14 protein-coding genes and 1 riboswitch are annotated in these 15,266 nt (G+C 40.8%); of the genes, 3 read left to right on the top strand and 11 right to left on the bottom strand.

The window, feature by feature from the left end:
* Window positions 1–38: 38 nt before the first annotated feature.
* The 4 genes from BMX21_RS01960 to BMX21_RS01945 all read right to left on the bottom strand — a co-directional run bounded on the left by BMX21_RS01960 (window position 39) and on the right by BMX21_RS01945 (window position 4,444).
* Window positions 39–977 carry an AAA family ATPase gene (locus BMX21_RS01960; RefSeq protein ID WP_022754953.1) on the bottom strand — a complete coding sequence of 313 codons (939 nt, stop codon included), beginning with the start codon at window positions 975–977 and terminating at the stop codon, window positions 39–41.
* A 109-nt stretch (window positions 978–1,086) separates the two neighbouring features.
* Entirely contained in the window at window positions 1,087–1,923 is an 837-nt protein-coding gene (locus tag BMX21_RS01955; RefSeq protein ID WP_092040686.1) for an ABC transporter ATP-binding protein, read from the bottom strand.
* Window positions 1,924–2,078: 155 nt separating this feature from the next.
* A complete protein-coding gene (locus BMX21_RS01950) occupies window positions 2,079–3,113 on the bottom strand; it encodes a FecCD family ABC transporter permease (protein WP_022754955.1) in 1,035 nt (344 codons plus the stop codon).
* Between the two features lie 218 nt (window positions 3,114–3,331).
* Window positions 3,332–4,444, bottom strand: a complete 1,113-nt coding sequence (locus BMX21_RS01945; RefSeq protein WP_177173888.1) for an ABC transporter substrate-binding protein — start codon at window positions 4,442–4,444, stop codon at window positions 3,332–3,334.
* Between the two features lie 161 nt (window positions 4,445–4,605).
* Window positions 4,606–4,798: riboswitch (cobalamin riboswitch) on the bottom strand.
* 477 nt (window positions 4,799–5,275) lie between these two features.
* Between BMX21_RS01945 and BMX21_RS01940 the strand changes: the two genes are divergently transcribed.
* Window positions 5,276–6,133, top strand: a complete 858-nt coding sequence (locus BMX21_RS01940) for a pectinesterase family protein (protein ID WP_092040678.1) — start codon at window positions 5,276–5,278, stop codon at window positions 6,131–6,133.
* 23 nt (window positions 6,134–6,156) lie between these two features.
* Here BMX21_RS01940 and BMX21_RS01935 read toward each other — a convergent pair whose 3' ends face one another.
* A complete protein-coding gene (locus BMX21_RS01935) occupies window positions 6,157–7,161 on the bottom strand; it encodes a LacI family DNA-binding transcriptional regulator (RefSeq protein WP_027203777.1) in 1,005 nt (334 codons plus the stop codon).
* A gap of 541 nt (window positions 7,162–7,702) precedes the next feature.
* Here BMX21_RS01935 and uxaC point away from each other — a divergent pair.
* On the top strand, window positions 7,703–9,118 hold the full coding sequence (uxaC, locus tag BMX21_RS01930; protein WP_027203778.1) for a glucuronate isomerase: 1,416 nt from the start codon (window positions 7,703–7,705) through the stop codon (window positions 9,116–9,118).
* A gap of 153 nt (window positions 9,119–9,271) precedes the next feature.
* On the opposite strand, the gene BMX21_RS01925 is transcribed toward uxaC, so the two are convergent.
* Window positions 9,272–9,676 carry an amino acid-binding protein gene (locus BMX21_RS01925; RefSeq protein ID WP_074756338.1) on the bottom strand — a complete coding sequence of 135 codons (405 nt, stop codon included), beginning with the start codon at window positions 9,674–9,676 and terminating at the stop codon, window positions 9,272–9,274.
* A gap of 257 nt (window positions 9,677–9,933) precedes the next feature.
* Between BMX21_RS01925 and BMX21_RS01920 the strand changes: the two genes are divergently transcribed.
* Window positions 9,934–10,716, top strand: coding sequence for a hypothetical protein (locus BMX21_RS01920; RefSeq protein WP_092040674.1), 783 nt, complete (start codon window positions 9,934–9,936; stop codon window positions 10,714–10,716).
* Between the two features lie 172 nt (window positions 10,717–10,888).
* Here BMX21_RS01920 and BMX21_RS01915 read toward each other — a convergent pair whose 3' ends face one another.
* The 5 genes from BMX21_RS01915 to BMX21_RS01895 all read right to left on the bottom strand — a co-directional run bounded on the left by BMX21_RS01915 (window position 10,889) and on the right by BMX21_RS01895 (window position 15,241).
* Window positions 10,889–11,536 carry a cytidylate kinase-like family protein gene (locus BMX21_RS01915; RefSeq protein WP_022756477.1) on the bottom strand — a complete coding sequence of 216 codons (648 nt, stop codon included), beginning with the start codon at window positions 11,534–11,536 and terminating at the stop codon, window positions 10,889–10,891.
* A gap of 79 nt (window positions 11,537–11,615) precedes the next feature.
* Window positions 11,616–12,326: an ABC transporter ATP-binding protein gene (locus tag BMX21_RS01910; protein ID WP_092040671.1), complete on the bottom strand. Its 711-nt coding sequence runs from the start codon at window positions 12,324–12,326 to the stop codon at window positions 11,616–11,618.
* A gap of 112 nt (window positions 12,327–12,438) precedes the next feature.
* The gene (locus tag BMX21_RS01905; protein WP_027215077.1) at window positions 12,439–13,203 is read right to left on the bottom strand and encodes an ABC transporter ATP-binding protein; all 765 of its coding nucleotides are present in this window, start codon (window positions 13,201–13,203) and stop codon (window positions 12,439–12,441) included.
* Window positions 13,203–14,264, bottom strand: coding sequence for a branched-chain amino acid ABC transporter permease (locus tag BMX21_RS01900; RefSeq protein ID WP_092040666.1), 1,062 nt, complete (start codon window positions 14,262–14,264; stop codon window positions 13,203–13,205). Before BMX21_RS01900 ends, BMX21_RS01905 begins: the two co-directional genes overlap by 1 nt.
* A gap of 89 nt (window positions 14,265–14,353) precedes the next feature.
* Entirely contained in the window at window positions 14,354–15,241 is an 888-nt protein-coding gene (locus BMX21_RS01895) for a branched-chain amino acid ABC transporter permease (RefSeq protein WP_022753787.1), read from the bottom strand.
* Window positions 15,242–15,266: the final 25 nt, after the last annotated feature.

Genomic DNA, 15,266 nt, shown 5'->3' with positions numbered 1-15,266 from the left:
GCATCCTGATTTTATCTAAAGTTGTTATCCTTTGATCATCATCTGAACTCTTCTGTGGGGACCGGTACTTCATCAAGGATCTTAAGGATTATATCTTCACAAGATGAGCTCTTTCCAAAAGTGTGGGGGATCACAAGTCTGTGGGCAAGCACAGGAACAGCCAGTTCCTTGATATCTTCAGGAACCACGTACTCTCTTCCTCTTATGAAGGCAAGTGCCTGGGCGCAGCGAAGAAGTGCTATACTGCCTCTTGGGCTTACTCCTGCCGCCACATCTGACCTGTTTCTTGTAGCTTTGACTATATCAGTTATATAAGCTAGCAGCTCTTTGTGGACACTGACACTACTTGCTTCCTGTCTCCATGCCAGGATATCTTCACCTGTTACTACAGCTTCAAGAGCCTTTAATCTGTCACCTGTAAGAGCTCTTTCGAGAATTTTTTTCTCCTCATCCTGAGAAGGAAAGCCCATGGAGAGCTTCATCATGAATCTGTCCAGCTGAGCCTCCGGAAGAGGGAAGGTTCCTGCTGTCTCTATAGGGTTCTGGGTTGCGATTACGAAGAAGGGATCCGGAAGCTTTCTGGTAACACCATCTACTGTCACCTGGCGCTCTTCCATACATTCAAGAAGTCCTGCCTGTGTCCTTGGAGTAGCCCTGTTGATCTCATCTGCAAGAAGTATAGATGTGAATACCGGTCCCTTGTGAAAAGAAAATTCGCCGTTTTGAACATTTACGACATTTAGACCTGTGATATCTGTCGGAAGAAGATCCGGAGTGAACTGAATCCTCTCAAAATCAATTCCTGCTGATGCAGCAATAGACTTGGCCAGGACAGTCTTGCCGGTTCCGGGCACATCTTCAAGAAGTACATGCCCATTTGCAATTAATGCACAAAGGGCAAGTTCCACTACACGGTCCTTGCCCACAATTACTTTGCCAATGTTGTCTTTTAGTATACTTATCTTGTCTGTATTCATTTAATCCTCCCATTAAGATACTCATTTTTAGTATATGGAAGGAGCATGTGTACATATTTCGTAACATGTATCAAACAACTTTAGACAATGTATCATGTTGTTTAATACATTACGTAAGCGTCCCCCATATTCTGCGCTGCCTGTTCATATATCCGGCAACGTCCATTCCATACGCTTCTTCAAGTACGTCTGCGGTCAGAACTTTGTCTTTTTCCCCCTTGCAAAGCACTTTACCGCTTTTAATAAATATCATATCACTTGATACTTCCACTGCAAGACTTATATCATGAAAAACTCCGATTAATGTATTAGGAACCACAGTTCCATCATATAAAGCTGTCTCTCCCTTAGACCAGGTCTCAAGATGCTCCATAAGCTCTGCCTGGTATTTAAGATCAAGGTGATTAGTCGGTTCATCAAGAAGTATTATGGGAGTCTCCTGTGCAAAACACCTTGCAAGAAAGACTCTTTGAAGCTGGCCTCCCGAAAGAGCACTTATCTGCTTTTTCTCAATATCCTTAAGACCTGTCATTTCAAGGCACTTATCAACCACTTCTCTGTCATGTACAAGGCTTTGATGACTTAGCTGCATATTCAGAAATGAAGCACCCTTTTGATGTCTTTCATTATCACGTCTTGCATATCTTCCAAGCTCTACAGTCTCTCTGACACTATACGAAAAGTATACAGGAGACAGCTGTGACATCATGGCCATCATACCTGCTATCTGACGCCTTTTTAAAGATCCAAGATCTTGACCCAATATGCTGATATTGCCCTTATATCCAATAAGTCCTGTAAGACTTCTTAGAAGGGTAGTCTTGCCGCTTCCGTTAGCCCCCATAATAGAGAGATTATGCCCGCATTCAAGGTCGAAAATTATATCACTTATTACAGGATCACTTCCATATCCGGCTGACAGATTCGAAACAGATATTGCTTTCATAGTTAACCTCATGACTCTTTATTTCATGTTTAAAAGTATAAGTTTGAAAATGTTCCATTTTCAAAACCAAATTGGTGTCACGAGCTCCACCAATTTGAACCATTAGTCACTCGCTTGGCTCGTGACATGAGGTTAAAAATGGAATATTTTCATACCTATGACTCTTTACTACCGCGAAGATACAACCATACAAAAAATGGTGCACCTATAACTCCCGTAACTGCTCCTACCGGAAGCTCTGACTCTACTGCTGTTCTTGCGACCATATCGCAAAACGCCATAAAAGCGCCTCCTACAAAAAATGACATAGGTACGACTCTCTTATGAGATGATCCAAAAACAATCCTGACTGCATGCGGAGCGATCAGATCCACAAATCCTATCGTTCCTGAAAAGCAGACTGATGCTCCTGTAAGAAGAGATGCAAGAAGAAGGAGTATCTTTTTCCTTGTTCTTACATTAACTCCCATTGCGTATGCCTGCTCATCACCAAATGACATGATATCCATAGATCTTGCATGATACAGTGTCACGATCATTCCGAATATACACAGCGGAAGGAGTATCTGCACGTGATACCACCTTTTGCCTGAAAATGACCCCATCGTCCATAACAGAAGCTGCTGTGAATGTGCTCTGGCAAAAGAGCTTACAAGAGTCATAACCGCATTGGTAAAAAGGGATACAACCATTCCAATAAGTATAACCGTATTGGAATGAAGTGTATTATCAAATCTTGAAGCGATAGCTATTACAAGAAGAACTGTAGCAAAACCAAATGCAAATCCAAAAGTCGGAAGAAGGAAGCTTCCAAGTGCAGGAATAGTGAACTGGGTCACTATGATTATAGATGCTCCAAGGGATGCTCCGCTTGATACGCCAAGAGTATACGACGATGCAAGAGGGTTCTGAAGTACAGACTGCATGATGGCACCTGACAAGGCAAGTGCTCCTCCTACAAGGAATGCAGTCATGGCTCTGGGAAGTCTTATAGTCCACAGAATAGACGTAGTTGCAGCAAGTTCATCCGGAATATATGTTCCGAAGATCTTACCTCCAAGGATTGTCATGGCATCCTTTAAAGGGATATCTACACTTCCTATTCCCATGCATATTCCGAGAATTATAAGACATACCAGAATCGTTATGACTTCAAGAGTATTTTTTCCAAAGCTTTTTTCTTTACTCATATACTAACCCCATGTCACTAATGGCTAATGGTTTCAATTGGTGAAAAAATAGCAGCCGGGAAACTACGCATATCAATGATATTGTTAAGTCCCCGACTGCATATATAAATCTATAGTAAAAGACTTTAGAAAATGCCTTATGCCGGTTATCTAATGCTGGCATATAAGGCATCTGATGACTGGCAAAGTGCTTTTCTTAAGTCGTTTACTATGATATATTAGCGAGCTATTACTGCAAATGGATCTTCAAGATCTGCAAATACATCAGGATAGATGTACTTAGCCATCTCTACCATAGCACTTACTACGTGCTGGTTGGGCTGATTGAGCTCATTTGAAAGTTCCATAAGATATACATCGCCGTTAGCAACAGCTGTTACATTCTCCCAACCTGAAAGAGCAAGGTGAGTATCTACTGCATCAGGAGTGAACATATCTGTAGAGATGATAACATCAGGATTTATAGCAATAGCATCCTCTTCTGTAAGTGAAGGCCAGCCTTCCTGATCTCCTGTAGCATTGATAGCGCCCAGCTTCTCGATCATCTCGCCAATGTATGTGTCTGAACCTGCAGAATAGATTGTAGGATAGTCAGCTGTAGGAGTGTTGGTCTCATAAAGGACTGTCTTCTTCTCATCATCTGAGATTGTAGATGCAAGCTCTTCAATCTGAGCAAGAGTATCATTCATCTCATCTACTATAAGTTCTGCTTCTTCAGATGTACCTGTGCATGCTCCGATGAATGTGATACTCTCACCGATTTCTTCAAGTGTTGATGCGCTTGGAATATCAGCAACGCAGATGCCGGCTTCACGAACAGAAGCATATACATCACTACCTGTAGCATAGCTCATGCCTGTTGTGAATATGATATCAGGATTAAGAGCTACGATTGATTCCTGATCAGGAGCCATCATATCATACTGAGGAACATCTGCTACAAGATCATCGCCATAATATTCATAAGAATATGTATCGCATGCTACGATATAATCTGAAAGTCCAAGGTCGATAAGAAGGCGTGTTGATGAAGGTGACATACTAACGATAGCATCAATCTCTGTAGGTACAGTGATCTCATTGCCTGCAAGATCTGTAGCAGGAGCTTCACTGAGTACTATAGCTTCTACTGCAGCAGCCTCTTCCTCAGATGACTCCTCTTGAGCGTTTGATGCAACAGTATCTGCTTCATCGCTTGCCTTACTGGCAGCATCATCTGAATTTTCTGATACAGCTTCATCTTCTTTCTTGGAATCTGAAGATGCACATCCTACAAGCATTGTAAATGACAATGTTGTAGCCATCATTACTAATAAAAGTTTCTTTTTCATAATATTCTCCATTCTGAAGCAAATCGAATCAGCTTTGTATTCTTGATAGTGCTTCGCTATCAGGAACACATATGTTGACACATAGGGAGTTTTATAAGAACACCGGACAAAAGGGCATAAATGCAGAATATTTGACCGGCACTTATCTATGGTCCCGTAGAATCTGTGCCAATATGAGGGCAGGTATCTGGCTTAGGAACACATTTTGATGGCGCCCTCTTAACTGTATCCGGCAGTTAAGCGCAGCCTTTGTTCCAACACAGTAGCGGCACTGTCCGGGAAGCTCGCCCGGTTCCCTGTTAGGTTTGCTGCAATCGGATAATTGTAGCAAACACCCACATACGTTCGAACCTTACCACAAAACGGACATGTAGTCAAATGGTGCGAGAAATCGGGCCGATAGGTTGTGGCCGGAGCCTTGTAAAATAGGGCAGATTTCGAGAGACACTGGTGTGGAGCGGGTTACAAAGGATTTCCGCGTTATTGAGCGTGTTATAATTCAAGGCATGCTATCTGGCTCCTTCTATTCTGGGGGCCGAAACTCGCTTACGCGGGGGCATGCGGCCCCCAATGCAGAATAGAAGGAGCCATCTATCACGCTCTTGAATTTAATAACACGCTCAAAAAACGCGGAAATCCTTTGTAACCCGCTCCCCACCATTGCCTCTCGAAATCTGCCCTATTTTACAAGGTTCCTGTGTTGCAATCAGGCTTTTGTCTATATAGCATTTGTAATAGAATAATATATAGATTTTTTGCACGAGTATATAACAAACATAATGCAAACTTTAAGTTACTAATGATCAATCTATCACCAAAAAGAGGCACTATATGAAAGAGATTTTTTTTGATAAGGGAATTTATTATAAGAAGCTTTATTATGATTCGGAGTATTTTAAGAAGAATGGTACCTCTGATGCTTCCTTGCATATAAAGGGCGCTGGGATGGATGCTACTACTATCTCATGGTCTGATGGGGGATTTGACAAGGCGCCGGATGATGGCAGTATCAAGCTTGGCACATTTAGAAGCTATACCATGTTCGTATCGGGCAAGGAAGCTATCATCGAAGATCTTACTATTGAGAATACCGCGGGAGATGGACGTCTTAGAGGACAAGCTATCGCCCTTTATGCAGATGCTACGAATGTTATATGCAGACGTGTTCATTTAAAAGGGCATCAGGATACTCTGTTCATGTCTCCTCTTCCTCTTGAAGAAAGGGAGAAGGGCGGCTTCACAGGACCAAGAAGGGACTGCCCACGTCTTATGACCACCCAGTACTACGAAGACTGTATTATAGAAGGTGATGTTGATTTTATATTCGGCGGAGCCAATGCCACTTTTAAGAACTGCACTATAGTATCACTATACAGGGCTCCTCTTCGTGATATGACTACTATATCAAAAGAACAGCCCGCTACATATGTTGAACAGGCTGTTCAGGGATTCGTATGTGCTCCCAATACTCCAAAGGGAGAATCCGGTTTACATTTTATAGATTGCAATTTTATAACCGACAGGTGTCCGGACGGATCTGTATATCTTGCACGTCCATGGCGTCCTTACGGCGCAGCAGTTTTTGAAAACTGTACTTTTGGACCTCACATTCATCCAGACCTTTTTGCCGGATGGAAGGATATTCATACACTAGAACCTACTGCTAGATTTACAAGCATTCGACGCTAGTGTACTGACTCGTTCATATTTAATCAAAAGTCTGTAGTGCAGCGCTTTACAAGTCTTGACTCTATCACGGTCTTGTGTTCAACCTTCTTGCCCTGGAGACATTCCATCATCTTGTCTACAGCGACATGAGCCATGTCCTTGATAGAGGTATCTACTGATGTAAGTTCAGGTTCTACGAAATCAGCAAGTGGAGAGTTATTATATCCGATTACGCTTATATCCTTAGGAACCTGGAGCATTCTTGCTTTAGCGTACTTAAGTACTCCTACTGCGAGTTCATCAGTTGTAGCGATTGCTGCATCGAACTCAAGATCTTTTCTCATAAGAAGGAGATCTCTTTCTTCATGAAGTGAACATGTGATCTTGAGCTTGAGATTGCCATCTACCGGGATTCCATTATCTCTAAGGGCATCTTCATAGCCTGCCATCTTCTGATTGGAAGAGTAAGACTCGGAATCATAGAGGAAGAGGATCTTCTTCCTTCCTGCCTTTATTAGGGATTCTGTCGCATTGTACATGGCATTGCGATCATCTCCCAGTACTCCGTATATATTCTCGTTCTCAAGATATCCGTTTAGTATGAATACCGGAACCTGCTCAGCATCTCTGTGAAGGTATGCAACCTCATCCTTCTCGCAATTACCAAGGAACTGTGAACCTATAAGGATAAGTGCATCTACCTTCTTCTTAAGAAGAAGATCTACTGCATGCTCTCTGGATTCAAGATCATAACCACTACACAGGAGCATGTAATCATAGCCGTATTCATGAAGCTTTTTCTCAAGGATAGAAACCATGCGGGCCATATAATCATCTTTGATATCTGCGCATGATATTCCAACCATTTTCATAGAATTGAACTGAAGACTTCTTGCAAAGGGATTGGGAGTATAGTCGTACTCCTTCATAACAGCAAGAACCTTCTCTCTGGTCTTATCACTGACACTTGGATTACCGTTAACAACGCGGGATATTGTAGCTATTGACACCCCCGATAATCTTGCTATGTCATAAATAGTTACTGCCATTTACAAAAACCTCATTTCCTGGATAACCCCATCATTGGACACAAGAAGGCCTATGGATCACTCTAACGGCCACTTGTCATATATAAATATTCACATGTCTGTAAATACTTACATATCGCTAACATTATATATTAAATCGAACACCTGTACAACCAAAAAAAACATACTATTTTCTATTAATTTTGCCCATAAAAATCGAATTTATTTGGGCAATGCAATGTCTTGAAATTATCTTGTCAATCGAATATAGTATTTTTGTAAGCTCTTACACAAAATATCATTACATTGCTTACACTTATGTCAAAACGATATGACACATTGTCCATCAGTCATTTTTGTATGCATTTCTTATCAAAAAGACTGCACATTTCAAAACTGATTACTTACTTTGCAATAATCGCAAAGAAGTTTTGGCTTTAATCATTTCGTGTGTCACATATGTTTTAATATACCATAGCAGTAGCGCTCACTGCTGTAGTATTGAAGATATTTTTTATTTTTTTAAACCAACCTTTATTTGAAGCGCAGAAATGAGGAAACTATGACAAAGTTTATGGATGAAGATTTCCTTCTTAACACAGACGCGGCCAAGAAGTTATACCATGGCTATGCTGAAAAGATGCCAATACTTGATTATCACTGCCACATCAGTCCGATGGAAATCGCACAGGATCGTAAGTTCGAGAATATCACACAGCTCTGGCTCGGCGGAGATCACTACAAGTGGAGACAGATGCGTTCTAACGGCGTACCTGAGAAGTACATCACAGGCGATGCTTCAGATTATGAGAAGTTTGAAAAGTGGGCAGCTACTCTTGAAAGAGCAATCGGCAACCCGCTTTACCACTGGAGTCATCTTGAGCTTCAGAGATATTTTGGATATCACGGCGTTCTTAATTCTAAGACCTGTAAAGAGGTATGGGATATCTGTAATGAGAAGCTTGCACATACATCATGCAGACAGCTCATCAAGGATTCAGGCGTAACTCTTATCTGCACAACAGATGATCCTGCTGACAGTCTTGAATGGCATGAGAAGATCGCAGCTGATCCTACATTCGATGTTAAGGTTCTTCCAGCATGGAGACCTGACAAGGCTACCAATATCAACAAGCCTGACTATGCAGATTATCTTGAGACACTTTCCAAAGTTTCTGGTGTTACTATAAATTCATTTGCTTCTCTTAAGGAAGCTATCAAGATCAGAATGGATTTCTTCATCCAGCATGGTGCTAACGTATCTGATCACGGTATTGATTATGTTCCATATGCTCCTTCTACAGACGAAGAGATCGAACAGATCATGTCCAAGAAACTTGCAGGAGAAGAGCTTACAGATCTTGAAGTAGATAAGTACAAATACGAGTTCCTTCTTTTCCTTGCCAGGGAATATAAGAAAAAGAACTGGGTAATGCAGCTCCACTTTGGATGCAAGCGTGACAACAATGCTGCAATGTTCAAAAAGCTCGGTCCTGATACAGGTTTTGACTGCATCGGTGATCAGGTTTCTACAGCAGCTGTTGCTAACTTCTTCAATGCGCTCAGTGCTACAGGAGACGTACCTAAGACAATACTTTATTCTCTTAATCCTAACGATAATTCCGCACTTGGAACTATCCTTGGATGCTTCCAGAATGATGATGCTATAGGCAAGATTCAGCTTGGTTCCGGATGGTGGTTCAATGATCACTTCAAGGGAATGACAGATCAGCTTACAGACCTTGCTAACCTTGGTCTTCTTGGTAACTTCGTAGGTATGCTTACAGATTCCAGAAGCTTCATCTCCTATGCTCGTCACGAGTACTTCCGTAGGATCCTCTGCAGGCTCCTTGGCAGCTGGGTTGATGACGGACAGCTTCCTGAAGACTATGAATACCTTGGAAGCATAGTAAGAGACATTTCTTACAACAACGCAGTTCGTTACTTCGGTTTCGATCTTACTACTGTCAATGAGTAAGAAGATTAATGCATCATTGCTATAATCCTCAAAAGGTTTTCAAAAAGTTGAGCCGGCTTAGATCAGCCGGCTCTATTTATATTCAATTATAGATTTATAAGCAGACATCACAATACTATAGTCACAAGGCTACGCCTCTGCTTTGTTTAAGCTTTAGACTGAAGTAAATCCCTTATTGGTAAGGATATTCTCAACCTGGTAGATTCCTTCTGTATGAAGTACCATAATAGGCTTACCTGATTCTCTGTTAAAAGAAAGGTAGATATAATCTACATTAATGTTGGCATCATACAGAGCATCCAGAAGGTTATTAAGTGCTCCGACCTTATCTTCTGTCTCAATTCCAAGAACAGGAGTGGTCTTGCACATGTATCCGGCACCGCTAAGCACTTTGATGGCCTTGTCAGAATCAGATACTACCATTCGTACCATACCGTATTCTGCACTGTCATTGGTTACAGAGCCAAGGATATTGATATCGTTTTTGGATAACAGTCCTGTAATATCTCTGTACACCCCTTTTTTGTTTTCTGCATAGATTGAAACCTGTTGTAACATTTTTTCCTCCCTTGCGGCTTTACACAAGTCATTTATGATAATTTGGTTATTGGTTTACTATATTAGATTTTTTATTTATAATAACATAACATTAACATTTTGATCACAATTTCATCCAAAAAGTGTGATAGTATAAATGTTTGTGAGTCTATTTAATAATTGCAATCTGTCTTTTTATATTTATACTAGCAATTATTTTATAACTGTTTTAATTATGTACTTGCTTTAATTTTTAAATTTTTGGAGGCCAACTCTTAATGAAAAGAAACATAATAATCACCGCATCAGTAGTAGTCATATCCATCATACTGATCGGAGCTTCTGCCTATTATAAATTCAATTCCCAGACCGAGCAATCGTCAAACAAGCTTGATCCTTCCCTGGCTGCATCCATAATGACAGATGAAATATCAGGAACAATCTCTTCTGATGACAGCGACTCTACAGATTCTACACTTACATCTGTACCTGAAGGCGTATATACCAACGGAAGCGAATCCATGATATTTACAGCTGATACAGTTAACATATCAGGAATGATTTTTAATTACACTCTTGAAGATGGCTATGTTAAGCTCGATGTAGACAATCTCACTTTCTCTGACGAGTTCGTAGATTTATATAAATCTCAAAACTCGGATGATGCCGATATCGATGCTCAGCTTGAAAAAACAAAAGAATCCGCTTCAGATATCGTGATCCAATACAATGAACAGTTCGACTGGGTCACTTATGAAGAGTATATTTTCAAAAGAACAGAAGATTACACTACAGGTCCTTCAGGAACTTATCAAAATGAAGAAGACCCTGATGTAACACTTTCTTTTGATAATGGAACTGCAACTTATGTAAATGGTGATACTACCGAGTCTTATCCATATGTTATATATCTTGACGGCGAACAGACACTTGTAACTTTCTATACCTTAGATCTGTACTCCGGAAGTTTCTATAACTCATACTGTGAGAACAACTACTTCTACTATAGTGATGCCTCTTCTATAGATCTTGGATTCGGAACATTTGTAAAGACCAAATGATCTAGTGTGCCGGCTCATTCATATTTAGATGTTTAACTTTCCAATTGGTCAGAACTATATTCATAAAGATTTTGTGAATATAACTTCTACCAATTGGATTTTTTTATGAGTTGAGGCAGGTGTCAAAAGTTCCTTTTGTCCCTTATGCCATAAGATACTTTATATGTCCTTTTTATTGTTCAAATACGTCCTCGCCAAATCTAACCTTCATATACTCTTTGATAGCTTCTACGCACTTCTCAAATCCAAGTTTTCCTGAATTTAGACACAGATCATAGTTATAAGCATCTTCCCATCTCTCACCGGTATAGTATTTGTAATAATCAGCTCTGTACTTATCAGTATTTTTGATAAACTTCTCAAGTTCCTTGCCTCGCATAGGCTGTTTGAGAGCTGCCTGCTCCATTAGGAAATCCGAAGGGGCATGCACGAAAACGCTCACTACGTTATCATAATCTCTAAGTACATAATTGGCACATCTTCCAACTATAACGCAAGGCTTTGTCTCAGCCAGCTTTTTGATAACGTCTGCCTGATAATTAAACAGGTTCTGCATGGAAGTAAAATCGTTATCTCCCGGAGATATAAGTTCTCCTTTATAGACACTTTTTTTCATCCTACGAAGAAGAGGAGCTCTTCCCTGACGTATACTTTCATCAGCTTCTACAAAAAGAGCTTCGCTTATACCGCTTTCATCTGCCGCCAGCTTCACAAGCTCCTTGTCATAATAATGTATGCCAAGTTCATTTGCCAGCATCTCTCCGACTGTACGTCCGCCGCTGCCATATTGCCTTTCGATCGTAACTACGACTTTTTTCATTTAAAGCCTCCAATTATATGAATTCCTATTCGATTTCAAAAGGGCTCTAATCGAAATGACTTTTGACCCTCACATCATATTATTCACCAAGATATGCCTTACGTACACGTTCATCATTGAGAAGGTCTGATGCCTTTCCTTCCATCTTGATTTCTCCCGTCTCCAGAACGTAGGCTCTGTCAGCTATTGAAAGAGCCTTCTTGGCATTCTGTTCTACAAGTAGTACTGTTACGCCGTCTTCATGTACACTTCTTATGATATCGAATATCTCATTTACAAGAAGAGGTGACAGCCCCATGGAAGGTTCATCCATAAGTATGATATCAGGATGAGACATAAGTGCTCTTCCCATTGCCAGCATCTGCTGCTCTCCTCCTGACAGGGTTCCGGCAAGCTGCCCTTTCCTTTCACGAAGTCTTGGAAAGCGTTCATATACTTTTTCGATAGTGTCTTCTATCTCAGCTTTATTCTTCCTTGTATAAGCTCCAAGTGCCAGATTCTGAGCAACTGTCATATCTGCAAAGACTCTCCTGCCCTCCGGAACCTGAGCCATACCCATCTTAACTATCTTATGTCCGGGAATAGCGGTTATATCATTGCCTTTATAATAAACACCACCGCTTCCTGCCTTTATAAGACCTGCTATAGTATGAAGCGTTGTAGTCTTACCTGCGCCATTAGCTCCTATCAATGCTACGATCTCGCCCTTATCTACATGGAAACTTATCCCTTTAAGGGCCTGTATCACTCCATAGTATACTTTTAAATCCTTAACTTCTAATAAAGCCATATTCAACCTCATGCTGCATATAAGACGAGTATCTGATAGTCCGGAATCACTGGAACTATTGAAATGAACATTTCAAACCGACGACCTATTCGTCTTACCTGCCCTTTTATAATTATTCTCCGATATACGCCTTGATAACTTCCGGATCGCTTAATACCTCTTTGGTACTTCCTTGTCTTAATACACGTCCGAAATTAAGAACCGTAAGCCTTTCGCAGATACCTCCGACAAGCTTCATATCATGTTCTATCAAAAGTATAGTCATTTCGAACTTGTCTCTTATTAGCTGTATAGTCTCCATAAGTTCAGCTGTTTCATTAGGATTCATGCCTGCAGCAGGCTCGTCCAGTAGAAGGAGTTTGGGCTTTGTTGCCATCGCTCTTGCTATCTCAAGCTTTCTCTGCTTACCATAAGGAAGATTGGCTGCAAGAACATCTTTTTCCTCATCAAGACCGAAGACTGCAAGAAGAGACAGTGCTCTTTGTTCTATCTCCTTCTCTATCCTCCTGTATTTGGGAGTGTGAAGGATACCATCCAAAGTAGAATATGAAAGCTCCTTATCATTCTGAAGACCTACTTTGACATTGTCTATCACAGACATCTTCTTAAAAAGGCGGATATTCTGAAATGTTCTTGCAATTCCTACCTGATTGATATCTATAGTCGTATGACCTGTTATATCCGTGCCATCCAGCTTTATAAGACCTTCTGTAGGCTTATATACACCTGTCAGAAGATTGAATACCGTGGTCTTGCCTGCGCCGTTAGGACCTATGAGACCATAAAGTTCTCCCTTTTCTATAGAAAAAGTAAGGTCGTCAACTGCTCTAAGACCGCCAAATGAAATTGAAAGATTATTTACATCAAGAAGCGCCATTATTTACTGCTCCTTCCTGTTTTTCTCATACCGGAAAACTTTGATAACACCTTGGCACGCCAGTCTCTTGCAGATGGTGCCCAGTTAAAGAGCATCATCGCTATAAGAACGATGGAGTATATAAGCATTCTGTATGTATTAAGTCCTCTGAGCATCTCAGGAAGCATATACAGGATCGCTGCTGCGATAACGCTTCCCTTGATATTGCCTATTCCGCCCAGAACCACATATACAAGTATAAGGATTGAGATATTATAACCAAAGTTGCCGCTGGTAGCCTGAAGTGATGATATGTTATGACCAAAAAGAACACCTGCTGCTCCTGCTATTGCGGCTGATATTGTAAAAGCAAGGATCTTGAACCTTGTAATATTAATACCTACAGATTCTGCTGCGATACGGTTATCTCTTATAGCCATGATCGCACGTCCATCACGGGACTTTACAAGATTCTGAACTATGAACAGGGATATCAGAAGAACAACTATAGCGATTGTAAAGTTCGCATCACGAGGTGTACCTGTTATACCCATAGGTCCTGAAATGATAGTCCGCCCGTCGGCTTCCATATTCATATCACTTGCACTTGTAAGAGACATATGAAGACCATTTGCATCAACGCCTACATACATAGCATTGATAATAGTCTTTATGATCTCGCCAAATGCAAGAGTTACGATGGCAAGATAGTCTCCGTTAAGACGAAGAACAGGTATACCAATTAAAAATCCAAATAAAGCAGAAACTAAAATTCCTACTACAAAAGCAAGGAAGAAGCGGATCCCTCCTGGGATAGTATCTGCAAATGTATTTGAAAAGATCGCACTTGAAAAGGCTCCAACACACATAAAACCCGCATGTCCTATAGAGAGCTCGCCAAGTATACCAACACAAAGATTAAGACCAACAGCTGCGATAGCATAGTATACCATCGGAACCAAAAGTCCCTGCATATGGCTTGAAAGAGATCCTGTTAATATAAGAATCTCAAAAATAATATATGCTGCTATTACAATAAGATATGTAGTAAGATCTCCATTTAGCTTTAAAATTTTCTTCATAAATCTTTCCTTCCCTAAGTTTTAGCCCCCGGACATTGCGGCTTCGCCACAATGCCCTGCGATAGAAAAAATTTATTTTTTCTATCGCCTTACACCTTCTCCTGAATCTGCTTACCAAGAAGACCTGTAGGCTTAACCAGAAGTACTATGATAAGTACTGCAAATACAATAGCATCAGAAAGCTGTGATGACACATAGCTTCTTCCAAGGATCTCGATAACTCCAAGCACGATACCACCTATCATAGCTCCGGGAATAGAACCGATACCACCAAGAACTGCCGCTACAAATGCCTTGATACCCGGCATAGCACCTGTATAAGGATTAAGAGTCGGATATGCTGAGCAAAGGAGCGCTCCTGCAATTGCCGCAAGGAAAGAACCTATAGCAAAAGTAAGAGAAATAGTTCTATTAACATTAATACCCATAAGAGTTGCAGCACCTCTGTCCTGAGAAGCAGCAAGCATTGCCTGTCCGTCTTTGGTCTTATGTATAAAAAGTTGTAATAAAACAAGGACAATGATACTGACACATATAGTAACTATAGTAACGCCCGGAATCTTAAGGGATGCGATAGTAATACCTTCCCATTTAATGATCGATGAAAAGGACTTAGGATCTGATCCAAATATAAGAAGAGCGAGATTTTCAAGAAGATAGCTGACACCGATAGCGGTTATCAGAACAGCAAGAGGCGAACCGGCCTCCCTTAAAGGTCTGTACGCAATACGCTCTGTAAGAACACCGACAGCTGTACATATAACTGTAGCAGCTATCACGCCTATCACCATACCAAGACCTGAGCCACTGAAAGCTCCAACGATTGTAAAGATAGCATAGCATCCAACCATAATGAAATCGCCATGCGCGAAATTGAGCATCTTGGCAATTCCATATACCATAGTATAGCCAAGAGCTATGATAGCATAAACACTTCCAAGGCTTATGCCACTGATAAGATAAGTCAGGAAATTCATAACTATAACCCCTTTTTTATTTAGG

It is taken from the genome of Butyrivibrio sp. TB (assembly GCF_900110805.1).
GTDB classification, from domain to species: Bacteria; Bacillota; Clostridia; order Lachnospirales; family Lachnospiraceae; genus Butyrivibrio; species Butyrivibrio fibrisolvens_C.
The sequence above is the reverse complement of the archived record's forward strand: the minus strand, read 5'-3'. Positions and strand labels throughout refer to the sequence as shown.